Genomic DNA, 24320 nt, shown 5'->3' on the forward strand with positions numbered 1-24320 from the left:
GAGCCAGCCGCATCAACAGGCCCTAGCTCGGATGCACGGAGCCGGCCGCCGGCGCCGGCCCGGAAGCGCCGGCCGTTCCGTCAAGGGTTCCGCCAGCCTTGGGGTGCCAGCCCACGGGCAGGGTTGCGTTTTGCAAGGGAGGCGCGGCGGGAATCGGGGCCGGGGCCGGATTCGGAGCAATGACCGGAGCAGGCTCGGAATAGGATTCGCCGCCCGTGCCCGGCGGCGCGGCCAAGAGCCGCGGAGGCTCCCAGGACCCGTTCGCGCGCTTCCACAGCCAATACGTCTGGCTGACGTCGCTGCTACGCGAAACCAGGACCAGTTGCCCGCCCACCGTGCGCAAAGCAGGCGCCGACTTCGCATTGGCGCCCACCGTCGTCACACCTTGCGCCTCATACAGGATGAGCGAGCCTCCAACACGCTCCAGGGCCGCAACGGCAATCTGCCCGTACTCGTTGAGCCCGATGGCGGGGCGCCCCACATAGGCGAACCCCAGACTCTGCGGCACGCTCCATCGAACGCGCCCGCCCCGGCCCGGCCCGCGAACCATGCGCATCATGTCGCCGGAGCGCAGATCCCGCCAGTACAGCTCGATGAATCCCTGCGCATTGCGCATGGCGGCCAGCCCCCCTGCGGAACGGGCCATAGGCAGCTTGCGCCAGGCTTCCCACGCATCCGGGCTTTTGACGTTTTGAGTGGCGATCCAAAGCCGGCCTTCCCGATCACCGGCAAGCACCACAACCCGGCCATTGCCAGCCAAGGCAAAGGCCGGCCCCCGCCGCATGCCCGCCAGCACGGGCAGGGCCGAACACGGCGCGTCGAGACGGCCATCGGGCGCAATGCCCGGACAATAGCGCAGGCGATCATCGTCGCCCAGAACCAGGAATGCCGGCCTGCCGTTGCTTTGGGTCAGCACCCGGGGCAAATGAAGGCTGCGCATCCCCGGCACCAGGCGCCAGGCTCGCCAATCCGGCCCGGCCTCCTGGCTTTTTATCCATAACTGGCCCGTCGCATCGCGCGTCATGATTCCCGCCGCGCCATCGGCCCAATTGAACGCCACCACGCCATCGGCGGTGCGGCCGCCCAAGGGTTCCCAGCGATGGTCGCGGCCCAGCAGCATGTTGGCGGCGCTGTTCTGCTCACCCGTCGTGAACAGCAGGTAACTGCCGTGCCTCGCCACCGTCAGGGCCGGCGGCACGTCGTGGCGCACCACATAATAGGTGCGCTGCACCCAGGACGCCGCCGTTCCCAGAGGTTCTTTGCACGCGGCAGGCACAGGGCAATATTGGTAGTCGTCCTGGGCGTAGCGCTTGAATGCCGCAACCTTCGACGCAATTTCCGTCACAGTCAGGTTGGAACCCCGCTCTTGCGTAGGGTAGTCGACGTAGGCCGCCTCATCGTAGTTGCCCGGCGCCAGGAGCATGGCATCGCGCACCAGTTTCGCGCTGGCGATGTGGTCGGGGTGGTCGTGGCCGATGCAGCGCCAGCAAAGCGATGTATACGGTATGGCGATCGAGTCGTCCATGTGCCGGATGATGGTGGGCTGGTAGTCGGCGATCATGGCGGCAAGGGCCGCCACCAGATCGGCGCGCGTGTAGCTTTCGTTGTAGGGGCCCAGGGCCTTGGCGCTGGTTCCCTTGACCGACTCGACGCGGCTCAGGGGCGTAAGGCTGCCCCAGCCCTTGCCCAGCCATGGGTCTTCGAGGCGCATGTGGATCAGGACGACCCGAGGATTGGCATTGAGTGAAAACCGCGCCTGGTGCCGGCCGCCGTATTTCACGATGGACTCGGTCCAGCTGTCGCTGTCGTCGGCCATGACGGCATAGGCCGCCCGCACGCCCCGCGCGCGGCCCAGCATATAGCCCATGCCCTCGCCCCGCTCGGCGGCGGTGAGGTAAACCGTTTCCACACAGCCGCCGGCATCGATGGTCTGATCGATATCGGGATTCATGAAAAGCAGATCGTCGTCCTGGTGCGCGACGAAGACCAGGTTTTTCATGCCGTGGCATTCGGCCAGCGTGGGTCCGGCCCATGCGCCGGGCAATGCCAGCACCCACAATAGCGCGCAGCGCACCGCCACTTTCAGGCCAGATCGGACGTCCACGAATATCCTTTACAAGGTTGAAACCGCCGGCACGGGCGAGCCTGACCAGGTCAGTTGGAATGTCTCGCCGCGGCGGACGTTGTTCACCAGAGCGGGCCGGAAACAGGCCAGATTGACACCGCCCCGGCGGCGCACGCTCGGGTACACGATGCCCATGGAACCCGCTTCCAGAAGCCGCTCGGCCAGGGCCTGGGAGGCAATGTAGCTGTCGGGCGACAGGCAGTCCGCAAACCGCGGCGCACTGCGAATATCGTGGAACTGGCTGGAAAAGTCGGCCAGAAACGCCTGGTAGGCCACGCTGTCCTGAAAATAGCCGATCTCGGAATATTCGACCGATTTATGAAAGACGATTTCCGCCATGGCGGTATCGAGGTCGAAGGCGCAATACCAGGCGCCCCGCTCGCCGCCATTGAACCGGCTGCCTTCGGGACGCGGGTAGGTATAGGCGGCATTGACGATGCGGAAACAGGGAACGCCGAACACCAGCTCGTCGACGCCGATTCCCGCCAGCCCGCCACGTTCGCCCATGAGGCGATGATTGGTGGCGTTATCGAGGTCGAACAGGTCTTTGAGATGCGCGTCGTCGTCGGAAAGCGGCGCCAGGACGGAGTCCTCGAGATCGGCGAATCGCGAAGGCAGCAGCCGGTAGGTGTCGAATTGCCGCAACAACGACAAAGGCGGTTCGGCCGCTGCCTTCATCAAACCCCGCCCCGCCGCGCATCGAGCAGCCTGCGCACGGTTTGCATGGCAAGCAGTCCGCCTTCCTGCATATATTCGAGCGGCGTGCGGCCCCCGAAAATGACATTGCTGTTGGGCAGCTTGACCCAGCGGTCGGCCAGGTCGTCGCCATACAGGATATGCAGGGCCTTGTAGATTCCAAGCAAATAGGAAACGCGGGTGATGCGATCCACCTCGAGCAGGCGCCCGGGTTTTTTCTTCCACTCGTAGAACGCGCTGCTGGAAATGCCGCCAAGCAACACGCAGGCCTCTTCGTCGCGCAGGCCCCAGGCCTGCGCCAGCTTGAAGAACCCCTTCAGCGCGGACTTGGACAGGCGCTCGCGCGCCGACCGGGAATTCAGGTCGACGACAGTGGCGGGCTCGAAGCGGCTGACCGGATAGGTGTAGGCAAGTTCCATAATGGACACTCCAATTATGGACAAATTATACTCCCACAATGGAGCAATGTGAATACTCCTTACCTGTGGGGCCGGCCCGGCATGCCCAGGCGCTTTGCGCCGGCGGCGTCAGAGTATGGCGTCGACCTCGGTGGCCGGGCGGCAAAGCCGCACGCCCTTGTCGGTGACGACGAAAGGCCTGTTCATAAGAATGGGATGCGCGACGATGGCATCGATCAACTGATCGTCGCTCAGGGCCTCGTCGTCGAGCCCAAGTTCCTGATACACCGCCTCTTTGCTGCGCATAGCCCCGCGAACGGTCAGCCCTGCACCCTTGATGAGCGCGATCAGCTCATCGCGGCTCGGCGGCGTCTTGAGGTATTCGATGATTTCGGGCTTCAGCCCGCGCTCTTCCAGAATCTGCAATGTGGTGCGCGACGTTCCGCAGCGGGGGTTGTGATAGATTTTGATCATGATCCGGCCAGCAAAGGAAAAAATTCGAGTGGTGTGCACTATAGCAATGCACGGCGCCCACCGGCAAATCCCATGGCCCGCAACGGCGGTGCATGGTGCCCGCCAGGCGCCGCAACCCGGCCATCCGCGCGACAGCGGGATGCCGCTCCGGAAACGGATTAGTGTTTTTCTGTATTGCTAGGCCGCCAGGCTTCCTATATCTTTAGCATCTAAAACTTTTATACCTAAAACAATAAACCGCTGACATAAACGCTGTGTCGAATCATCGGCGCGCGGCCGGAGACCCATGCATGGACCTTACCTTGCTCGTCAATCTCGTCCTCAACGGACTGCAATTCGGATTGATGCTGTTTTTGCTGGCCGCGGGCCTGACGCTGGTTTTCGGCATCATGGACTTCATCAATCTGGCGCATGGTTCGCTGTACATGCTGGGCGCCTATTTCGCCGCCTCCTTCGCCTTGCTGACCGGCTCGTTCTGGCTGGGTCTGCTGCTTTCCGTCGGCGCCACCATGGTCGTGGGCATCATCCTGGAAATCCTCGTGTTCCGCCGGCTCTACCAGCGCAACCACATGTCGCAGGTGCTGGCCACGTTCGCCCTCATCCTCATCTTCAATGAAGGCGCGCGCATCGTCTGGGGCGAACAGCCCCTGCGGCTGTCCACGCCCGAACTCATCTCCCAGCCTGTCCAGCTGTGGCAGGGCTTCGACTACTCGTCGTTCCGGCTGTTCATCATCGCCGTGGGCCTGGTCATTGCGCTGCTCATGTACCTTGTCGTCACCAAGACGCGCATCGGCATGCTGGTGCGGGCCGGCGCCTCGAACCGCGAAATGGCCACCGCCATGGGCGCCAACATCAAGCTCATCTTCACCCTGGTGTTCGGCGTAGGGGCGGCCCTGTGCGCCGTGGCCGGCGCCCTGCTGGGCAGCATACTGTCGGTGCAGGTGGGCATGGGCGAAAGCATACTCATCCTGGCCTTCGTCGTGATCGTCGTGGGCGGCATCGGCTCCATACGCGGCGCCCTCATCGGCTCCATTCTGGTCGGCTGCGTCGACACCGTCAGCCGCACCCTGCTGCCCGCGCTGTTCCGCAGCTTCCTGCCCGCCGACGTAGCCTCCAACCTGGGGCCAGCGCTCGCATCCATTCTTATTTACGTCCTGATGGCCGGCGTCCTGTTTTTCAAGCCCGAAGGCCTTTTCCCCGCGCAAAGCTGATGAGACCAACCTATAGCACCCTGCACCACCGCCTTTCGCCATTCTGGATCCTGCCGCTCCTGCTTGTCCTGGCGGTGTTTCCGCTTGCGGCGCAGCACCTCGGGCTGGAATACTACATCGGGTTCGCCAGCCGGCTGCTCATCTTCGCCCTGGTAGCAACCAGCCTGAACCTGCTGGTCGGGTTCGGCGGCATGATCAGCATGGGGCACGCCGCCTATTTCGGCACCGGCGCCTATACCGTGGCCATACTCATGTACTACGGCATCATGCCGGCCTGGATAAGCTGGCCCGCCGCCATTGCGGCCGGCGCGCTGCTGGCCTGCGGCATCGGCCTCATGTGCCTGCGCACCAAAGGGGTTTATTTCATCATGATCACGCTGGCCTTCGCCCAGATGATCTACTACGTTTTCGTCTCGCTCAGCACTTACGGCGGCGACGATGGCCTGAGCCTGCCGCAGCGCTCGACCATGTGGGTGGATCTCGGCTCGGACTCGGCCTTCTACTACGTGGTGCTGGCCATCCTGGTGGTCGCCTTGTTCCTGCTGCATCACCTCGTCAATTCGCGCTTCGGCAGGGTCATGCAGGCCATCAAGGAAAACGAAACCCGCATGCAGGCCATCGGCTATCCGGTGTTCCGCTACAAGCTGGTCTGCTTCACCGTGGCCGGCGCCCTGGCCGCGCTGGGCGGCGCGCTGTTCGCCAATCAAAGCATGATGGCCAGCCCCTCGCAACTGCACTGGATGGAATCCGGCACCCTGCTCGTCATGGTCATCCTGGGCGGCATGGGCCATTTCTTCGGCGGTGTCGTGGGGGCGGTATTCATGCTCGCCCTCGAGGAAATCCTCACCGCCTTCACCACGCATTGGGCGCTGCCCATGGGCGTTATCCTGCTGCTTATCATCCTGTTCCTGCCCGATGGGCTGGCCAGCCTGTCCAGGGCCACAAAATCCCGCGGAGAAACATCATGACGCAAGCGCTGCTCGACCTGCGCGGACTGGTGAAACGCTATGGCGGGCTGGTGGCCACCGACCACCTCGACCTCGCCGTTCAGGCGGGCCATACTCACGCCATCATCGGCCCCAACGGCGCCGGCAAGACCACGCTCATTCACCAGATAGCCGGCGGCCTGCAACCCAACGAAGGCCGCATCTTCTTCGATGGCGAGGACATCACCGCCCTGCCCATGCACCGGCGGGTCCAGCGCGGCCTGGCCCGCTCGTACCAGATCACCAATATCTTCAAGTCCTGCTCGGTGCTGGACAACCTTGCGCTGGCCGTCCAGGCCCGCAGCGGCACCAGCATGCGCTTCTGGCGCCCGGCCATCGGCGACAGCGCCGTTTTCGACGAGGCCCGCGAACTGGCCGCCACCATCGGGCTGGAACCGCACGTCGGCACGCTGGCCCGCAACCTGGCCCATGGCCAGCAGCGCCAGCTGGAAGTCGGGCTGGCGCTGGCCACGCGCCCGCGCATGCTGCTGCTGGACGAACCCATGGCCGGCATGGGGCCGGGGGAATCCCTGCAGCTTGTCGAGCTCATCACCCGCTTGCGCGGCTCCACCACCATTTTGCTCATCGAACACGACATGGAAGCGGTATTTCAATTGGCCGAACGCATTTCGGTGCTGGTGTTCGGCCGCATCATCGCCAGCGGCGACGCCGAGGAAATCCGCCGCAATCCCGAAGTCAAGAAAGCCTACCTGGGCGACGAGGCCGCCGCATGACCGCCCTGCTTCAAGTCGAACACATCGAAACCGCCTATGGCGCCAGCCAGGTGCTGTTCGGCATCGAGTTTTCAATACAAGCCGGCGAAATGGCCACGCTGCTGGGGCGCAACGGCATGGGCAAGACCACCACCGTGCGCTCCATCCTGGGGCTGACCCCCATCCGCAAAGGCAGCGTCAGGTTCCAGGATCGAACCATCCACACCTGGACGGCCGACCGGATTGCCCGCCTGGGCATCGCCGTAGTGCCGGAAGGCCGGCAGATATTTCCCAATCTTTCCGTCCAGGAGAATCTGGTCGCCTTTGCCAGCAACCGGTCGCACAGCTCCGAACCCTGGACGCTGGAACGTGTATATGCGCTGTTTCCCCGCTTGCAGGAGCGAGCCGGCAACATGGGCAACCAGCTTTCAGGCGGCGAGCAGCAAATGCTGGCGATCGGGCGCGCGCTGATGACCAACCCGCACCTGCTCATCCTGGATGAAGCCACCGAAGGCCTGGCCCCGCTGATCCGCGAGGAAATCTGGGCCTGCCTGGGCCGGCTGCGCCAACTGGGCCAGACCACGCTTGTCATCGACAAATACGTGCAGCGCCTGGTGGAACTGGCCGACCAGCACACCATCATCGAGCGCGGCCAGGTGGTGTGGTCGGGGCGCTCCGAAGCCTTGCGGCAAAATCCCGAGATCTGGCAGCGCTACGTGGGCGTGTAAGGCGGCGCCCCGTTGCGCCCCTGGCCATGGCGCGGACATCGCCCGCAGGCCCATGCCGCAACGCGCCGGGGCTTAGCGCTTGAGCGACTGCATTGGCGTTTCGCCGTAGCGGGCCTTGTATTCGGCGCAGAAACGACCCAGATGCCCGAACCCCCAGCGGAAGGCGATGTCGGTGACGCGGATATCCGGAGAGGCGTGCCGGAGTTCGTTGTGCGCGGCTTCCATGCGTTCGCGGCGCACATAGGCCATGGGCGACAGGTTGTGGTATTCCTGGAAAGCCATGGCCAGCGCGCGCACGCTGGCGCCGCTGGCCTGCGCGATACAGGCCAGCGTAAGGGGCTCTTGCAAATGCGCATGGATGTATTCGGTGGCGATGCGCACCTTTTTCTGGGCGCCGGCGGGACGCCGCAACAGGTGGTCGCTGTAATTGTTTTTTTGGCAGAGCAGCAGATGATGGATGAGCGCTTCTTCCTGAGCCGCCAGCCACTGGGCCGGTACCGGCCCGGCAGCCCCCCCGAGATAACAGAGCATAGTGCCGATTTGATGCTGCCAGGCTTGCCCATGCGGGCTGTCCAGGCATAGCTCGGGGAAGAATTCGACCGGCGCGTCGAGGTGGCGCCCCAATAGCCCGCTACAAGCCCTTTCGATGCGGGCGCGGGGAATTTTGAGCAGCAGTTGCTCGCACCCCTGCCCCCAGTCCAGGCTCAGGGGCAGCGTAGGGGAAATGACGACGCCCACCGTACGGCTTGCGGCAACCGAGGTATTGCCGACGCGGACTTGCGCCGCACCACTGAGAGGCACCTGGAACAGCATGAAATGCTGCAGTTCTCCCGGAGCGATGGTGACGGCGGCGCCATAGCGCAAGATAAGGAACGACAAGGCCCCCAGCTGCGCGCGGCGCAAGGCGCAATCGACGATGCCGTCGCGCCAGACCAGATCGTGCTCGGTAAGGGCGCTGGATGTGCCCAGCCTGACCTCGCGCGGGTCGGACGAGGCGAAAATGGGCGGGGCATCGAACAAAGTCTGCAAACCATTGCGAAACCATGATTGCATGGCAAGCCTCCAGTAATCGGGCGGACACGATGGGCGGCGCGGCGGCCGCCTGCTGCAATAGGGACTGTCAACCCAGTTGACAGGTCCTATTGTTAATGTTGCCTGAATTGGATGAAAATTGCCATTAGTGGATAGCCCAAGCTCCTTCCCGCCACCATCATGAAAAGGCAGGATTCCTCGTTCCTCGGGCCTTCGCGGCAACGTCCGCAAAGGCCATCGAAAACACCTATAAAAGCCGGGCCGCCAGACGGATCCGGCGCTGACAACCGGAGACAAACATGAAATCAGGCATACTCGTTGCGGCATTATCGGCCCTGGCGCTGTCCACATCGGCCGCCTATGGCGCCGACTCGATCAAGGTCGGCTTTCTGAGCACGCTGTCTGGCCCCGGCGGGGTCGTCGGCATCGAAATCCGCGACGGCTTCGAACTGGCCATGAAACACCTCAATGGCAAGCTGGGCGACCTGCCCGCCACCGTCATCGTCGAAGACGACAAGCAAAAGGCCGACGTCGGCCGGCAAGCCGTCGACCGCATGCTCAAGCGCGATCACGTGGACGTCATGACCGGCATGGTGTTCTCGAACGTGCTGCTGCCCGTGATGCCCAGCATCCTGGCCAGCGACACGATCTATATCTCGACCAACACGGGCCCCAAGGAGTATGCGGGCGATAAATGCAACAAGAACTTCTTCGTCGTATCGTGGCAAAACGAAGACACCGCGGCGGCCATGGGCAAGTACGTATCGGAACAAAAGCACAAGGGAGTATTCCTGATAGCGCCGAACTACCCGGGAGGGCGTGAAACCATCGAAGGCTTCAAGCACCTGTACAAAGGCAAGATCGCCGACGAGGTCTATGTAAAGCTGCAGCAACTGGACTTTTCCGCCGAAATCGCCCAGGCGCGCGCCTCCAAGGCCGACGCCGTGTTCTTCTTCCTGCCCGGCGGCATGGGCATCAGCTTCATCAAGCAGATGGCCGATTCGGGGCTGACCAAGACCATGACCATGTACACGCCTGGGTTCTCGGCCGACCAAGATACCATCAAGGCCGTCGGCGAGCCCATGATCGGCATGTACAACACGGCGCAATGGTCGCCCGACATGGACAACCCGGTGAACAAGCGCTTCATGGAGGACTTCCAGAAGACCTACCACCGCATCCCGACCATGTACGCAGTGCAGGGCTACGACTCGGCCATGCTGCTGGACGGCGCCGTGCGCAAGATCCACGGCAAGATCGAAGACAAGAACGCCTTCCGCCAGGCCTTGCGCTCGGCCCCGTTCAAGGCCGTGCAGGGCAATTTCAAGTTCAACAACAATCAGTTCCCCATTCAGAACTACTACCTGAGGCAGGTCGTCAAGAACGACAAGGGAGAAATCACCAACAAGACGGTCGAGACCATCTTCACCGACTACCACGACCGGTACGCCCCGGAATGCAAAATGCAGTAAGGCGCGGGCAATCGAACCGGACGGCAATTCGTTCAACCACCTAACACGGAGCCGGAAGCAAAATTTTGGCAAGGAGGCATCATGCATTACACCGATCAACAAATCGCCGACCTGGTGCGGGACGATTCGGTACATAAATCGGTCTATACCGATCCGGATCTCTTCCAACTGGAAATGGATCGCATCTATGGCCATGCCTGGATCTACGTGGGCCATGAAAGCCAGGTGCCGAACGTGGGCGACTTCCATGCCACACGCATCGGCGACCAGGACGTGATCATGGTGCGCGCCGCCGACAACTCCGTGCATGTGTTGTACAACCGCTGTCCGCACAAGGGCGCGCAGCTCGTTCCGGCGGAAAGCGACGGCAACACCGGCCGCTTCTTCCGCTGCCCCTACCACGCCTGGACCTTCCAGCTCGACGGGGCCCATCTGGCCGCGCCCATGCGCGCCGGCTTCGAAGGCACCAACTTCGATCCCAAAAGCCCCGAATTCGCCATGCGCCAGCTGGCCCGGGTGGCCATCTACCGGGGCTTCGTCTTTGCCAGCCAGGCCGAGAAAGGTCCCGGCCTGGAGGACTTCCTGGGCGGGGTCAAATCCTCCATCGACAATATGTGCGATCGCTCGCCCGTGGGCGAAGTCGAGGTGGCCGGCGGCGTCTTCAGGGTGATGCAGCCCTCCAACTGGAAGGTCTTCTACGAAAACCTGCACGACACCATGCATGCCAGGGTCACGCACGAATCGTCGTACATATCGGCCCGCGAACAGGCCGAATCCATCGGCAGCATGCCGCTGGAGCTGCACATCATGGACGGCAACGGCGAACCCTACACATTCTGGGAAAAACTGGACCTGCACGCCTTCGACTACGGCCACGGCTATATGGAAGGCATCTTCAATCCCGGCGCCATCGAAACCGACCCTGTCAGCCGCGCCCACTTCGAATCGCTGGTGCAAGCCTACGGCCGCGAGCGCGCCCTGGCCATTCTGGGCGAGAACCGCCACAACACCATCATCTACGGCAGCGGCTCGCCGCATACGGTATTCCAGCAGTTCCGCGTCATACGCCCCGTATCGGTGGACCGCACCCGCGTCGAGATCCAGGTGTTCCGCCTGAAGGGCGCGCCCGAAGAGGTCTTCAAGCGCGGCCTCATGTACGCCAACCTCATCAACTCCCCGTCGTCCAACGTCATGCCCGACGACCTCGAGGTCTACAACCGCTGCCAGCTGGGCAACGAAACCCATGGCGGCGACTGGGTCAGCCAGCACCGCTACGCGGGCACCGACAAGACCGTTCCCGGCGGCATGGTTTCGGTCAACGGAACCAGCGAGCTCCCCATGCGCAATCAGTTCCACGCATGGAAGCAATACATGCTCGGGCAAGTCTGACACTTACGGCCAAAGGAAATCAAAATGCTTTTCGACATAGACTTCGACGTCGCCAGCGATAATGTCAAAACGGTTACCACGCCGCTGGAAACCTACCATCAGGTCCAGCAATTCATTTATCGCGAAGCTCGCCTCCTGGACGAGCGCCGCTGGGACGAATGGCTGGCGCTATGGACCGACGACGGCATGTACTGGATTCCCCAGCAGCCCGGCCAGGCCAGCCCCTACGACCACATTTCCCTGTGCTGGGACAATAAAATGCTGCGCGAAATGCGCATGCGCACGCTGACCAACGCCCGCAACTGGGCGCAGCAGCCCATTACCCACACGTCGCGCGTCGTGGGCAGCGTCATGATCGACGGCACCGACGACGAGGGCTACCTGGTGGTTCGCTCGGCCTTTCATCTAAGCGAATGGCGCAAGGGCGACCAGCGCCAGCTGGCCGGTTCCTATATCCACAAGCTGGCTTCCACCGACGACGGCTGGCGCATCCGGCTCAAGCAGGTCAATCTTGTGAACTGCAACGACACCCACAGCGCCATCCAGGTGTACATCTGATGCCTGCAACCACCGCGCTCATCGCCCTGCACTACCAGAACGACGTCCTGCATCCGGACGGCAAAATCCGGGTCGGCCTGAGCGCCGACAGCCCCGTGCGCCAAAACCTCGTGGAGGCCGCCGGCGGCATGCTGCGGCGCGCGCGCGCCTGCGGCATGCCCATCGTCCACGTGCGCATTGCCTTCCGGCCCGACTACGCCGACCTGCTGCCCAATATGCCCATCATGCGCAACACCGCAGCCATCCAGGCCGTGGTCGACGGCAGCTGGGGGGCCAGCTTTTACGAAGCTCTCGCGCCCGATCCCGGCAATCCCCGCGAGTTCGTCGTCAAGCACACGCGCATCAATGCGTTCTTCGGAACGCCTCTGGAAGAAATCCTGCGCATCGTCGGCGCCTCGCGCGTGCTCATCGCGGGCGTGGCCACCCACTCGGTGGTCGAAGGCACGGTGCGGCACGCCGCCGACGCCGGCTACGAGGTCCTGGTGGCCGCCCCGGCCTGCGCCAGCGCCAATCCCGCCACCCATCAGGCCGCCCTGGACAGCATGAGCCTGATGGCCGAAATTCTCGACGCCGACGCCCTGTCGCGTTTCTTTGACGACCTCGCCCCATGACAGCCTCCATACCCCAACTACCCGGCCTGGCGGGGAAAACCGCCATCGTCACCGGCAGCACCCAGGGACTGGGCGCCGACATTGCCAAGGTTCTGGCGGGCTGCGGCGTGGCGGTGGTCATCGTGGGCCGCGGAGCCGAAGCGGGCGCGGCAGTAGTGCGTGAAATCGAAGCCGAAGGCGGCCGGGCCCTGCTCTGCTCCATCGACATCCAGGACGACGCGCAAATCGACCAATGCGTCGAACAGACGCTGGCCGCATTCGGGCGCATCGACATCCTCGTCAACAATGCCTGCAGCTACGACGACAACGGCGTGGACTCCAGCCGCGAGCAATGGCATCGCACCCTGGGGGTCAACCTGGTTTCGGCCGCCATCTTCGCCCAGAAAGTATTGCCCCACATGCAGCGCGGCAGTTGCATCGTCAACCTGGGCAGCACAGGCGGAAAGTTCGGCGCGGCGGGCCGCGCGCTGTATCCCGCTTCGAAAGCGGCCATGCTGCAATTCACCAAGAATCTGGCCGTCACCATCGCGCCCCAAGGCATACGCGCCGTTGCGGTTTCCCCGGCCTGGACCTGGTCGCCATCCGTGGTGCGCTTCAGCAACGACTCCCGCCCCCTGGCCGACGCCGTGGCCGCCCAGCTTCATCCGCTGGGCCGGGTGGGCGACGGCGCCGAAATCGGCCAGGCCGTGGCCTTCGTGGCCTCTGACTCCGCCTCGTGGATCACCGGGGTGGACATTCCCGTCGACGGAGGATTCTCCGTTCTCGGGCCCGATCAGGGGCTTTCCCCCCGCGTCTGGTTCGAACGCGCGCAAAACGAATAGCCGCACCGCCGCCCAAGCCTGCATCGTCGGGAACCCCGGCGGCAGCCGCGGCCCACCCTCTGCAATACATCGACAATCAACAACCGGAGACAACTATGGCTGATACTTACGTTCTTATCCACGGCGCCTGGCACACCGGCGCCGAGCTCGAAGCCGTGGCCCAGCACATGCGCAAGGCCGGGCACACGGTGCATTGCCCCACCCTGGCCGGCAATCGCGAAAACGACGACCGCAGCCGCATCGGGCTGGAGGATGCCATTGCATCGGCGGTGGAGTTCCTGGAGTCGGAAAACCTGCACAATGTGCGACTGGTGGGCCACAGCTATGGCGGCATGGTGATCTCGGGCGTTGCCGAACGCGCGGCCAAGCGCCTGAAGCGGCTGGTTTACGTCAATGCATTCGTGCCCCTGAACGGCCAATGCCTCAACGACATGGTGCCGCCGCACTACGTCACCATGTTCGATGCCGTGGCCGCGGCCAACAAGAACGCCGTCATGCTGCCGTTCAATGTCTGGCGCGAAGTGTTCATCAACGATGCCGATCTGGCGCTGGCCAAGTCGAGCTACGAGCAGCTCAACCCCCATCCGTACGCCACGTTCACCGATGCCATCAAGCTGGAGACGCCGCTGGCGGAACTGGCCGTGGACAAATCCTACGTCAACTGCCAGCAGGACGTCGCCCTGCCGCACAGCCTGCCCTGGCATCCGCGCCTTTCCGAACGGCTGGGCCTGTTCAGGCTGGTGGAATGCGCCGGCAGCCATGAAACCTGGTTCACCCATCCCGAGCGCCTGGCCCAGGCTATTCTGGATGCCGGACGCGATTGAAATGAAGCGCCCGGGCGAAAGCCCGGGCAAAGCGGCGCGCTTCGGACCGCGGGCGGCATCGCCCGTGCGCCACGGCCTGGCACTCACGTGGGCTCAAGAAGGCATGTATTCGGGTCTGAGCACCCCTTGCAAGTCGGCATAGGGAATCAGCAATTCAGGCTGCCCCGACGAATACGGCGCGATCTCGTACGAGTTGTACTTGACGACCAGCCCCGCATCCGAAAACGCAAAGTTGTCGCTGGGCTGAAAGGGCCAGATCCGGTTGTAGGTGGCCGGGTCGGCCTTGGCGTCTGGATTGGCGGCCAGCCATTTGGCATGCGCCCGCTTGAGCGCCGCCACGTAGGCGTCGTGCTTGCCGCGCACAAGAACATTTTCCAGGCCAAGCACTTTTTCCTGCGCGTTGTCCCAGTTGAGGAATTGCGTGGCCGAAATACCGTGGGCCGCGCCCGTGAAGTACTGCCAGGTGTTCAGCTCGACCACGGTCAGGTTCTTGTTGCGGTACGGCGTCTTGGCTGAAAAGACGGTGGAATCGCGCGGCGCGGCGGTCTTCCAGAAGTAGGCTTCGTACTCGGCAAGACTGGCATAGGGGTGCGGATGATCGCCGTTGACGCCGGTCATGACGGCCAGGGCGTAGTCGACGAGCTTGGTCAGCTTGGGCATGCCCGGGAACACCAGGGAATCGACCTTGATTTCCGGGCAATCGCCCGTGCAGCCGGGCTTTTTGCGGTCCCACTTGACGGGCTGCGTAAACAAGCCTTCCTTGCTGGTCTGCTGGGCGGTCTGATCCGCCGGAATCATGGAAATATTGTCGCGGGGGCCGCTCGCGCAGGCGGACAGCAAGACGGCCGCGCCGGCCAGCGCGGCGGCGCGCAGGCAACGAATGGACGATTTTTTCATGCGCATTACCTGATTGTGTGGGCATCCTGGCCGAACAGCATCTTGCGCGCTTCTTCGGTGTGGACAGTCGGCTCGGTGTTGATGGACGCCGCTTTTGCATACGCGCGCACGGTGGCCGGTCGCGAGGCAATGGCATCGAACCAGCGCTTCAGATGCGGGAATTCGTTAAGATCCTGCCCTTGCTTTTCGTGCGGGACTATCCAGGGATAGCAGGCCATGTCCGCGATGGAATAATCGCTCGCGATGAATTCGCGGTCGGCCAGGCGCTTGTTGAGCACCCCGTACAGGCGACCGGTTTCGCGCGTGTAGCGGTCGATGGCATACGGCAGTTTTTCAGGCGCATAGGTGGCGAAGTGGTGGTTCTGGCCCGCCATGGGACCCAGCCCGCCCATTTGCCAGAACAGCCACTGCAGCACGTCGGCCCGGCCCCGCAAATCAGAAGGAATATAGCGCCCGGTCTTCTCGGCCAGATATAAAAGGATGGCGCCCGATTCGAACAGCGAGATGGGCTGCCCGCCGTCCGCCGGCGCATTGTCGACAATGGCCGGAATGCGGTTATTGGGCGAGATTTTCAGGAATTCGGGCTTGAACTGATCGCCCTTGCCGATATTGACGGCGTGCAAAGTGTAGGGTGTTGCCGTTTCTTCGAGGAAAAGCGTGATTTTATGGCCGTTGGGAGTCGTCCAGTAATACAGGTCGATCATTGCAATCCTTTCGTGGCGGAAATGAAAACAGAGACAGCACCGGCCGGGAGTCCAGATTGAGGACACCAGCCGGCAGTTGCCGACGCTGCCAATGGTAGCGCATCAGGCGCTTGGAGCGGCAAGCGCCTGCTGGATATCGCTGCGCAATTCGTCGGGCGCGGTGGAGGAGCCGTAGCGCTTCAGGACCTGTCCGTCGCGGCCCACGAGAAACTTGGTGAAGTTCCACTTGATGGCCTGGGTGCCCAGCACCCCGGACTTTTCTTCCTTGAGCCATTGATACAAGGGGTGGGCGCCGGCGCCATTCACGTCGATCTTCGCGAAAAGAGGAAAGCTGACGGCGTATTTCGTGGTGCAGAAATCCAGGATTTCGGCCTCGGTGCCGGGCTCCTGGTGGCCGAATTGGTCGCAGGGAAAGCCGAGCACCGTGAACCCCTGATCCCGGTATTCCAGGTAAAGCGCCTCGAGACCCCGATACTGGGGCGTGAACCCGCATTGGGAGGCGACATTGACGATAAGCGCCACCTGGCCCTGGTAGCGTGACAGCTCGACGCTGTCGCCCGATATCGAGCTGGCCGAAAATGAACTTAGCGATGGCATGGCGATCCTGGAACGAGATGGCTGGAGCGGGTTGGCCGCAACGAGAGCGTAGCCCCATCGGCGCAACAGCCCGAAACCGGGCATCTCAACACTGTAGCAGGGCCATGCCGGCGCGTCTATTTGCGCGGCGCGTCAAGCCGCCGATGCCGAGCGTATGTTCTCGAACCACTGGATCGCCCGTTCGGCGGCGGCCGGCGGTGCATCGTGCATGACCGACGCCACGGTCTGGCTTGACAGTTCACGCCTCCAGGCGGCTTCCGCCCGGCGCATGGCCGCCGTGATGGCGCAGGGCTTGCGACATTCGCGGGCAGGCGAAGCACCCTCGCCATTGCGGCGGATTTCCGTGCAGCGAAACGCCGCATCGGGCCCTTCGATAGCGTCCACGACCTGTAGCAGGGTGATTTTTTCAGGCGAACGGGCAAGCCGGAACCCGCCCTTCGGCCCCGCCGACGACACCAGGATGCCGGCGCGGGCAAGCGCCTGCAGGGATTTGTTGAGGTAGGCGGCGGGCAAGCCGAACTTGGCCGCGAGCTTGGTGGTGGAAATGACCTCGTTCTGCCCGATCCAGCCCAGCGCCACGCAGCAATGCAGGCCCCACTCCACGCCTTCGTTCATGCGCATAATAATCTAATCCGTATACCTTATGACCTGGATTATATATGTCCAGATTATTGTTGACTAGCTCTTGCGATCGCCATAGAATTCATCCCATAATCTAGATATTTAATATCCAGATTAAAAATACAGCACCGTCCGCAGCCGCTCATGGCAAAACGATCAAGACAAAATCTCCGCCCCGCCGGGCGGAACAAGGAGACAGCATGAGACACCATTTCCTCAAGGCAATCGCCGCAACCGGCCTGGGCCTGACCATGGCCCTGGCCAACGCCGCCCCCGCGCAAGAAAACCACGACGACCTGAAAATCGGCTTCATGGGGGTATTTTCGGGCGGGCAAGCCGCCCTGGGCCAGGATTCGTACGACGGATTCATGCTTTACCTCAAGAACCACGGCGACAAGCTCGGCGGCCGCCACATCGAAGTCCTCAAGGCCGACGCCCAGATCAAGCCCGTGGTCGGCGTGCAACTGGCAAAACGGCTCATCGACAAGGACGGAGTGCCCATCATCGTCGGCGTGACCTTCTCCAACGTCATGCTCGCCGTGCACGGGCCCATCACGAAGAAAGAGGTGTTTCTCATCGGCACCAACGCGGGCCCCAGCCAGATAGCCGGCAAGGAATGCTCCCCCTATTTCTTCAGCACCTCGTACCAGAACGACCAGAAAGCCGAAAGCATGGGCAGCTATGCCAAGTCCAAGGGGTACAAGAGAATCATCACCATGGTGCCCAACTACCAGTCGGGCTTCGACTTCGTGACAGGCTTCAAGCGCTACTACCAGGCTCCCCTGCTCGACGAAATCTACACGCCGCTCAATCAGCAGGACTTCTCCGCCGAGCTGGCCAAGATCGCCTCCGAGAAACCCGATGCCGTCTATGTCTTCTACCCCGGCGGGCTGGGCGTCAACTTCCTGCGCCAATGGCAGCAGGCCGGCCTGCTGGGCAAGATCCCGGTCCTGTCCACCTCGACGACCGACGCCATCAATCTCCCCGCTCAGCGCGACAGCGCCCTGGGCGTGATCACCAGCCCCGTCTGGGGACCCGACATGGACAACGCCGCCAACAAGAAATTCGTGGCCGAGTTCGAAAAGGAATACAAGCGCATCCCTTCGGATTTCGCGGCGCAAAGCTATGACGGCGCGCAACTGCTGGATTCGGCCATCGCAAAGGTCAAGGGCCATGTCGAAGACAAGGCCGCGTTCATGGCCGCCCTCAAGCAAGCCGATTTTCCTTCGGTGCGCGGCGACTTCAAGTTCGGCAACAACAATTTCCCCATCCAGGATCTTTCCGTGTTCGAAGTCGTCAAGGACGCGCAGGGCCGGTTCACGCTCAAGAAAATCGCCACTCCGCTCAAGGCGCAGCAAGATGCCTATCACCAAGACTGCCCGATGAAATAATCCACAGGCGTATCGAGAAATGGATCTACAACTCCTGACAACTCAAATTCTCAATGGTGTGCAGTTCGGCGTCCTGTTGTTCCTGCTGTCCGCGGGGCTGACGCTGGTCTTCGGCATCATGAATTTCGTCAATCTTGCGCACGGGTCGCTGTACATGATGGGGGCCTACGTGGCGGCGGCCGTCTTCAACCTGTACGGCTCCTTCACTCTGGCCCTGCTGGCCGCCGTCCCGGCGGCCATCCTGATCGGCATCGCCCTGGACCGCATCGTCCTGGCGGGGCTCTACTCGCGGGAACACCTCGACCAGGTGCTCGCCACCTTCGGCCTGATCCTCGTGTTCAACGAAGTCGTGCGCTACATCTGGGGATCGGCCCCCACCTACATCAACGCGCCCCGGGCGCTGCGGGGCACGATCGACTTCCTCGGGTTCTCATACCCTTCGTATCGCATCTTCATCATCGCCGTCGGGCTGTTGTGCGGGCTCGGGCTTTATCTGCTCATCAACAAGACCCGGGTCGGCATGCTCATCCGCGCCGGCGCCGCCGACGCCGAAATGGTCGACGCCATGGGCACCAACATACGCCGGCTCAACACCCTGATCTTCGGCCTGGGAGCAGGCCTGGCCGGGCTGGGCGGCGTCATGGCGGGCCCCATCCTGTCGGTGCAGCCGGGCATGGGGGAACCCATACTCATCCTCACCCTGGTCGTCATCGTCACGGGCGGCATAGGCTCGATACGCGGGGCCTTCTACGGCGCGCTCATCGTCGGCCTCGTCGATACCCTGGGGCGGGCCTTCCTTCCGGCCGCCTTCAACGAGCTGCTGGCCAAGTCCCTGGCCCAGGCCGCGGGCCCGGCCGTGGCCTCCATGCTGATCTATCTTCTCATGGCTTTCGTACTGGCCATCCGGCCGCACGGGCTGTTTCCAGTCAGGAACGGGTGAACACATGCTATCTGAACAAACCCGCCAGGCGCTGCCGCTGAACGGCATCCGCAACCGGCCCGTACACGCGCAAATCAGCACCGCTCAAGCCCCCGCTTCCCCCCAAGCGCATCGTGCCCGGCAACTGCTGCCCGCCGCGGCAATATTCCTTGCGCTTGCCCTGGTTCCCGTGGCGTCGCTGTTCCTGGGCCACACCTACTATCTGGACCTGGTGTCGCGCGCCATGATTCTGGGCCTGGCCGCCATGGGGCTGAACCTCATTCTCGGCTACGGAGGCATGGTCAGCTTCGGCCATGCCCTGTACCTGGGCATCGGCGCCTACGCTGTCGGCATACTTTCCACCTATGGCGTGCATTCGTCCCTGATCCAGCTGGCGGCGGCCATCGCCATCGGCACGATCGTGTCGTACCTGGTCGGCTACATCTGCCTCAAAGTCGACGGCATGGGCTTCATCATGATCACCTTGGCCTTTGCGCAGATGTTCTATTTCCTGGCCATCAGCCTGAAGCAGTACGGCGGGGACGACGGGCTGCAGATCGCAGCGCGAAGCACCGTGCCCGGCCTGGACATCGACAACCCCTACCAGTTCTACCTGCTGGTCCTGGGAATACTGGCCGTGGCGGCCTATCTCCTGCACCGCCTCATCCATTCCCGGTTCGGCACCGTGATCCGCGGCTGCAAGCAGAACACGCGCCGCATGTACGCCCTGGGATTCTCGGCAAACCGCTACAGGCTGTTCGCCTACGTGGTTTCCGCCCAGATCGTCGTGCTGGCCGGCGTGCTGCTCGCCAATCTCGCCTTGTTCGCATCGCCCTCCTACATGAGCTGGACGCTCTCGGGCGACCTCATACTGATGTGCGTGCTGGGCGGCCTGGGCACGCTGCTGGGGCCGCTGATCGGCGCCATCGCCTTCGTCGGGCTCGAGGAATTCCTGTCCACCATGCCCATCGAACTGCCCGGCAACGCGACCGATCTCATCACCACGCACTGGCTGGGCTTCTTCGGTGTTTTCATCGTGCTGGTGGTGCTGTTCCTCAGGCGCGGTCTTTACGGGTCGCTCGCCAGCAAGGGAGGCCGCCATGACTGAAATCCTGCAAGTGCAGAACCTGGTAAAGCGCTACGGCGCCCTGGCCGCCACCAACGACCTGAGCATGACCGTGCTTCAGGGCGAGCTTCACGGCGTCATCGGCCCCAACGGCGCGGGCAAAACCACGTTCATCCATCAATTGGCGGGAGAAGTTCTGCCCGATCAGGGGCGGATCCTCTTCGACGGGGCTGACATCACCCGGTCCACGGTCGATGCGCGGGCCTTGCACGGCATCGGCCGCTCGTACCAGATCACGTCGATATTCAAGGATTTCTCCGTTCTCGACAACGTCATGCTGGCGGTCCAGGCCCGCCAGGGGTCGAGCTTCAGGTTCTGGTCGGCCGTGCGCAGCGACAGGACACTGTACGAACCCGCCTATCAGGCTTTGCGCGAAGTCGATCTGGAACAAGCGGCGCATCGCCGGGCCGGATCCCTCGGCTACGGCGAGATGCGGCAGCTGGAAATCGCCATGACCCTCGCCATGCGCCCCAGGGTGCTGCTGCTGGACGAACCCATGGCCGGCATGAGCCAGCAGGAATCGGCACGCCTGGTGGAACTGCTGCGGCGCCTGAAGGGCGACTACAGCATCGTGCTCGTCGAGCACGACATGGACGCCGTGTTCGCCCTGGCCGACCGCATTACCGTGCTGGTGTACGGGACGGCCATTGCCTGCGGCACCCCGCAGCAGATCCAGGAAAACCAAGAGGTCAAGAACGCCTACCTCGGAGACGACGATGAATTCTGAACATGCCTCTCTCAACACGCCGCAGCGGCCTCCCCTGCTGCAGTTGAACAGCGTCGAAACCGCCTACGGCGACAGCAAGGTGCTGTTCGGCGTCGATCTGGAAATCGAGGCCGGCCAGTGCGTGGCGCTGCTGGGCCGCAACGGCATGGGAAAATCCACCACCGTCAAGACCATCATGGGGCTGCAGCCCTGCCTGCAGGGCCAGGTCAAGCTGCGCGGTTCCAGCCTGAACCGGCTCAAGCCCCATCAGATCGCCCACGCCGGCATCGGCCTGGTGCCCGAGGGCCGCCGTGTGTTTCCCAACCTGTCCGTCAGGGAAAATCTGGTTGCCACGGCCAGACAGGCCGGACGCAGCGGCCCCGGATGGTCGCTGGACGACATCTACGGCCTGTTTCCGCGCCTGCAAGAACGCGAGCGCCACCTGGGCTGCAATCTTTCGGGGGGAGAACAGCAAATGCTGGCCATAGGCCGCGCACTCATGACCAATCCGGAACTGCTCATCCTGGACGAGGCCACCGAAGGCCTGGCGCCCATCGTGCGCAAGGATATCTGGCGCTGCATCGTGCTGCTGAAAAGCCGGGGCCTGGCGCTGCTGGTCATCGACAAGAACCTGGCGGCGCTCCTGCGCGTGGCCGACAAGCATTACATCCTGGAAAAAGGCGTGGTCGTGTGGAGCGGCGCCTCGGGCGAACTGGACGCCAACCCCGATCTCGTCCACCACTACATCGGCATGTAGCCAAGCTATTCCCGCCCGGAGGGCCGACTTCCCCGGGCCTGTGCAAACAACCAGCAAACTCAAAGGAGTTGTTCAAATGAAAGACATCGTCGTCATCGGCTGCGGATTCGGCGGCCTGTGGAGCGCAATCGGGGCAGCGCGGAAGCTGGACGAACTTGGCGTGGGAAGCGAAGAAGTCAGCATCACCGTCGTGGATCAAAACGATTTCCACAGCATCCGCGTCCGCAACTACGAGCAGGATCTGGAATCCACCATCATTCCCCTTTCCAAGGTCCTGGATCCCATCGGGGTCCGCCATGTTCAAGGCGCTGTCACCGGCATCGATACCGCGGGGCAGACCGTCGCCATCGATACGCCCACGGGCGGCCAGTCCGTGGCCTACGACCGCCTGGTCTACGCCCTGGGCAGCCAGCTGCGGCGCCCGCCCATTCCGGGACTGGCCGAGCACGGCTTCGACATCGACACCTACCAGGCCGCCAAGCGGCTGGAACAGCACCTTGCCGCCCTGCCCGACTCGAAGCATGCCGGCGAGGGCAAATATACCGTGCTGGTGGTGGGCGCCGGCCTTACCGGCATAGAACTGGCCTCCGAGCTGCCCGGACGGCTCGAGGCCATACGCGCGGCGCATCACGGCACCGAACCGGTGCGCGTGATCCTGGCCGACTCCAGCCCCGCCATCGGCTCGGACATGGGCGAGCAGGCCATGGCCGTCATCGACAAGGCCATGGCCGCGCTTGGCGTGGAAACCCGGACCGGCATCGCCGTGGCCGCCGTCGATGCGATGGGCGTAACACTGGCCGACGGCGAAAAAATCCCCGCGGCCACGGTCGTCTGGTGCGCGGGCATGCAGGCCAATGGCCTGGGCCATTGGCTGCCCGTGGAAAAAGACCGGCAGGGGCGCGTCGCCGTGGACGAGTTCATGCGGGTGAAAGGCCTGACCAACGTCTTCGCCGCCGGGGACGCCGCCTGGTCCATGCTGGACGACCCCCATACTTCGGTCATGTCATGCCAGCACGGCCGGCCCATGGGCCGGTATGCCGGGCATAACGTCGTCGCCGACCTGCTGGGCAAACCCATGCTGCCGCTGCGCATCGACTGGTACACCACCATTCTCGACCTGGGCCCATGGGGCGCGGTGTACACCACGGGCTGGGACCGCCAGGTCATCGCCTCCGGCGAAACCGCTAAGAACACCAAGCAGAACATCAATTGCCGGCGGATCTATCCGCCGCTAAGCGGCAACCGCGCAGAGATCCTCGCTTCGGCGGCACCCGAGGTGCAGGCTCCACCCGAAGTCAGGCAGGCAGATATGGACAGCCAGACCGCCTGACGGCCGATTCACCGGCCCATATACTCAATGGGCCGAAAGGCGGAAGAAACAGAAACCGGACGGGCGGCTTGCGCCTCCCCGTCTCCCGAAGGCTAAGGACAGCCGTAGATGCCGTGGGCCCGCCCGAAGACCCGGGTCAGGCCCAACAGACCGTCTATGGTCGGCGTCTTCACGCCGGCCAGAATGCCGATTTCGTGCACCACGGTCAGCAGTCCGTCGATTTCCAGCGGACGCCCGGCTTCGGCATCCTGCAGCATCGAGGTCTTGAAGGCGCCCAGCTTGCGGGTGACTTCGTTGCGCTCTTCGGCGGTCTGGGCGATGGCGCAGCCCACTTTCTCGCCGATTTGGGCGGCCTCGCGCATGGCGGCGCGGCAGAACTCGTTGAGCAGCGGGTCGTCCAGCACCTGCTGGGTATTCGCGCCGGTCACGGCGGTAACCGGGTTCATGGTCATATTGCCCCACAGCTTGTACCAGATGTCGCCGCGGATATTGGAACTGGCGTCGGCCTGGAAGCCCCCTTTTTCGAGAAGACGCACCAATGCCTGCAGCCGCTCGGACATGGCGCCGTCGGGCTCGCCCAGGATGAGCCGGTTGCCGGACTTCAGCTCGACGAATCCCGGTTCCGGCCGCGAACTGGAAAAATGCACCACGCAACCCACGATGTGCCCGATGGGGATGGCGGCGGCCAGCTTGCGGTCGGGATCCAGCGACTGCAAGGCGGTTCCCTGGAACGGCACATCCCTGGCCTCGAAGAACCACCACGGCACGCCGTTCATGGCTGTGACCACCATGGTGTGCGGACCGATAAGGGGCGCGATGCGGGCGACCACCTGCGCCAGCGCCGGCGACTTGACGGCGATGAACACGATGTCCTGGACGCCCAGGGCCTCGGGATTTTCCTCGACCCGAAGCGGCACGGTTTGCAACTGGCCGGACACGCGCAAACGCAGCCCATGCCGCTGTATGGCGGCCAGAGTCTGCCCGTGCGCCACCGCGCTGACCTCGCAACCGGCAGCCACCATCCGCGCTGCGATCAAGCCGCCCACCGCGCCTAGACCGTAAATCGCTACTTTCTGCATTTATCCTGCGCCTCCTTGAATGTTTTTATCCGATGGGCCTGAAATATCTTTTGCAGGCCTGGCCTGAAAAAGCATGATAAGCCATTTCCCCACCCGGCATTCCCGCAAGCCCGGCAAAAAAGAATGCCCCCGAAGGGGCACTTTTTGTCCTGGAG

The 24320-nt window shown here is 63.2% G+C and carries 26 protein-coding genes; 16 read left to right on the top strand and 10 right to left on the bottom strand.

Going from position 1 to position 24320, the window contains the following annotated elements; genetic code table 11:
• Positions 1-22: 22 nt before the first annotated feature.
• The 4 genes from VNT00_RS16105 to arsC all read right to left on the bottom strand — a co-directional run bounded on the left by VNT00_RS16105 (position 23) and on the right by arsC (position 3693).
• Complete coding sequence (locus tag VNT00_RS16105; RefSeq protein ID WP_325589301.1) at positions 23-2104, bottom strand: DUF8189 domain-containing protein; 2082 nt, start codon at positions 2102-2104, stop codon at positions 23-25.
• A gap of 9 nt (positions 2105-2113) precedes the next feature.
• The gene (locus VNT00_RS16110) at positions 2114-2803 is read right to left on the bottom strand and encodes an RES family NAD+ phosphorylase (RefSeq protein ID WP_325589303.1); all 690 of its coding nucleotides are present in this window, start codon (positions 2801-2803) and stop codon (positions 2114-2116) included.
• Complete coding sequence (locus VNT00_RS16115; RefSeq protein ID WP_325589305.1) at positions 2803-3240, bottom strand: MbcA/ParS/Xre antitoxin family protein; 438 nt, start codon at positions 3238-3240, stop codon at positions 2803-2805. Before VNT00_RS16115 ends, VNT00_RS16110 begins: the two co-directional genes overlap by 1 nt.
• Before the next feature lie 108 nt (positions 3241-3348).
• Positions 3349-3693 carry an arsenate reductase (glutaredoxin) gene (arsC, locus tag VNT00_RS16120; protein WP_325589307.1) on the bottom strand — a complete coding sequence of 115 codons (345 nt, stop codon included), beginning with the start codon at positions 3691-3693 and terminating at the stop codon, positions 3349-3351.
• Positions 3694-3983: 290 nt separating this feature from the next.
• Here arsC and VNT00_RS16125 point away from each other — a divergent pair, with 290 nt between their 5' ends.
• Genes VNT00_RS16125 through VNT00_RS16140 form a run of 4 tightly spaced genes read left to right on the top strand, consistent with a single transcriptional unit; the run spans position 3984 to position 7331 of the window.
• A complete protein-coding gene (locus VNT00_RS16125; protein WP_325589309.1) occupies positions 3984-4904 on the top strand; it encodes a branched-chain amino acid ABC transporter permease in 921 nt (306 codons plus the stop codon).
• Positions 4904-5872, top strand: coding sequence for a branched-chain amino acid ABC transporter permease (locus VNT00_RS16130; protein ID WP_325589311.1), 969 nt, complete (start codon positions 4904-4906; stop codon positions 5870-5872). Before VNT00_RS16125 ends, VNT00_RS16130 begins: the two co-directional genes overlap by 1 nt.
• Complete coding sequence (locus VNT00_RS16135; RefSeq protein WP_325589313.1) at positions 5869-6624, top strand: ABC transporter ATP-binding protein; 756 nt, start codon at positions 5869-5871, stop codon at positions 6622-6624. Before VNT00_RS16130 ends, VNT00_RS16135 begins: the two co-directional genes overlap by 4 nt.
• Positions 6621-7331 carry an ABC transporter ATP-binding protein gene (locus VNT00_RS16140; RefSeq protein WP_325589315.1) on the top strand — a complete coding sequence of 237 codons (711 nt, stop codon included), beginning with the start codon at positions 6621-6623 and terminating at the stop codon, positions 7329-7331. The genes VNT00_RS16135 and VNT00_RS16140 overlap by 4 nt, the downstream gene beginning before the upstream one ends.
• 72 nt (positions 7332-7403) lie before the next feature.
• Here the strand turns inward: VNT00_RS16140 and VNT00_RS16145 are convergent, their stop codons facing one another.
• Positions 7404-8384, bottom strand: coding sequence for an AraC family transcriptional regulator (locus VNT00_RS16145; RefSeq protein ID WP_325589317.1), 981 nt, complete (start codon positions 8382-8384; stop codon positions 7404-7406).
• Between the two features lie 278 nt (positions 8385-8662).
• Between VNT00_RS16145 and VNT00_RS16150 the strand changes: the two genes are divergently transcribed.
• The 6 genes from VNT00_RS16150 (at position 8663) to VNT00_RS16175 (ending at position 14038) form a co-directional block, all read left to right on the top strand.
• Positions 8663-9835: an ABC transporter substrate-binding protein gene (locus VNT00_RS16150; RefSeq protein ID WP_325589319.1), complete on the top strand. Its 1173-nt coding sequence runs from the start codon at positions 8663-8665 to the stop codon at positions 9833-9835.
• Positions 9836-9916: 81 nt separating this feature from the next.
• The gene (locus VNT00_RS16155) at positions 9917-11224 is read left to right on the top strand and encodes an aromatic ring-hydroxylating dioxygenase subunit alpha (protein ID WP_325589321.1); all 1308 of its coding nucleotides are present in this window, start codon (positions 9917-9919) and stop codon (positions 11222-11224) included.
• Positions 11225-11248: 24 nt separating this feature from the next.
• On the top strand, positions 11249-11782 hold the full coding sequence (locus tag VNT00_RS16160; protein WP_325589323.1) for an aromatic-ring-hydroxylating dioxygenase subunit beta: 534 nt from the start codon (positions 11249-11251) through the stop codon (positions 11780-11782).
• Entirely contained in the window at positions 11782-12393 is a 612-nt protein-coding gene (locus VNT00_RS16165) for a cysteine hydrolase family protein (RefSeq protein WP_325589325.1), read from the top strand. The genes VNT00_RS16160 and VNT00_RS16165 overlap by 1 nt, the downstream gene beginning before the upstream one ends.
• Positions 12390-13214 carry an SDR family oxidoreductase gene (locus VNT00_RS16170; protein WP_325589327.1) on the top strand — a complete coding sequence of 275 codons (825 nt, stop codon included), beginning with the start codon at positions 12390-12392 and terminating at the stop codon, positions 13212-13214. The genes VNT00_RS16165 and VNT00_RS16170 overlap by 4 nt, the downstream gene beginning before the upstream one ends.
• Before the next feature lie 95 nt (positions 13215-13309).
• Entirely contained in the window at positions 13310-14038 is a 729-nt protein-coding gene (locus tag VNT00_RS16175; RefSeq protein ID WP_325589329.1) for an alpha/beta hydrolase, read from the top strand.
• A 93-nt stretch (positions 14039-14131) separates the two neighbouring features.
• Here VNT00_RS16175 and VNT00_RS16180 read toward each other — a convergent pair whose 3' ends face one another.
• The 4 genes from VNT00_RS16180 to VNT00_RS16195 all read right to left on the bottom strand — a co-directional run bounded on the left by VNT00_RS16180 (position 14132) and on the right by VNT00_RS16195 (position 16857).
• Positions 14132-14935, bottom strand: coding sequence for an RsiV family protein (locus VNT00_RS16180; RefSeq protein ID WP_325589331.1), 804 nt, complete (start codon positions 14933-14935; stop codon positions 14132-14134).
• 5 nt (positions 14936-14940) lie between these two features.
• Entirely contained in the window at positions 14941-15639 is a 699-nt protein-coding gene (locus VNT00_RS16185) for a glutathione S-transferase N-terminal domain-containing protein (protein WP_325589333.1), read from the bottom strand.
• A gap of 102 nt (positions 15640-15741) precedes the next feature.
• The gene (locus VNT00_RS16190; RefSeq protein ID WP_325589334.1) at positions 15742-16236 is read right to left on the bottom strand and encodes a glutathione peroxidase; all 495 of its coding nucleotides are present in this window, start codon (positions 16234-16236) and stop codon (positions 15742-15744) included.
• 132 nt (positions 16237-16368) lie between these two features.
• Complete coding sequence (locus VNT00_RS16195) at positions 16369-16857, bottom strand: RrF2 family transcriptional regulator (protein WP_325589335.1); 489 nt, start codon at positions 16855-16857, stop codon at positions 16369-16371.
• A gap of 200 nt (positions 16858-17057) precedes the next feature.
• Between VNT00_RS16195 and VNT00_RS16200 the strand changes: the two genes are divergently transcribed.
• The 6 genes from VNT00_RS16200 to VNT00_RS16225 all read left to right on the top strand — a co-directional run bounded on the left by VNT00_RS16200 (position 17058) and on the right by VNT00_RS16225 (position 23086).
• Entirely contained in the window at positions 17058-18248 is a 1191-nt protein-coding gene (locus VNT00_RS16200; protein ID WP_325589337.1) for an ABC transporter substrate-binding protein, read from the top strand.
• A gap of 19 nt (positions 18249-18267) precedes the next feature.
• Entirely contained in the window at positions 18268-19188 is a 921-nt protein-coding gene (locus VNT00_RS16205) for a branched-chain amino acid ABC transporter permease (protein ID WP_325589338.1), read from the top strand.
• A gap of 4 nt (positions 19189-19192) precedes the next feature.
• Positions 19193-20275 carry a branched-chain amino acid ABC transporter permease gene (locus VNT00_RS16210; protein ID WP_325589340.1) on the top strand — a complete coding sequence of 361 codons (1083 nt, stop codon included), beginning with the start codon at positions 19193-19195 and terminating at the stop codon, positions 20273-20275.
• The gene (locus tag VNT00_RS16215; protein ID WP_325589342.1) at positions 20268-21020 is read left to right on the top strand and encodes an ABC transporter ATP-binding protein; all 753 of its coding nucleotides are present in this window, start codon (positions 20268-20270) and stop codon (positions 21018-21020) included. Before VNT00_RS16210 ends, VNT00_RS16215 begins: the two co-directional genes overlap by 8 nt.
• Complete coding sequence (locus VNT00_RS16220) at positions 21010-21756, top strand: ABC transporter ATP-binding protein (RefSeq protein WP_325589344.1); 747 nt, start codon at positions 21010-21012, stop codon at positions 21754-21756. The genes VNT00_RS16215 and VNT00_RS16220 overlap by 11 nt, the downstream gene beginning before the upstream one ends.
• A 76-nt stretch (positions 21757-21832) precedes the next feature.
• Complete coding sequence (locus tag VNT00_RS16225) at positions 21833-23086, top strand: NAD(P)/FAD-dependent oxidoreductase (protein WP_325589346.1); 1254 nt, start codon at positions 21833-21835, stop codon at positions 23084-23086.
• A 92-nt stretch (positions 23087-23178) separates the two neighbouring features.
• On the opposite strand, the gene VNT00_RS16230 is transcribed toward VNT00_RS16225, so the two are convergent.
• Entirely contained in the window at positions 23179-24165 is a 987-nt protein-coding gene (locus VNT00_RS16230) for a ketopantoate reductase family protein (protein ID WP_325589348.1), read from the bottom strand.
• Between the last annotated feature and the right edge of the window lie 155 nt (positions 24166-24320).

Source organism: Eoetvoesiella sp. (genome assembly GCF_035555955.1).
Taxonomy (GTDB): domain Bacteria; phylum Pseudomonadota; class Gammaproteobacteria; order Burkholderiales; family Burkholderiaceae_B; genus Eoetvoesia.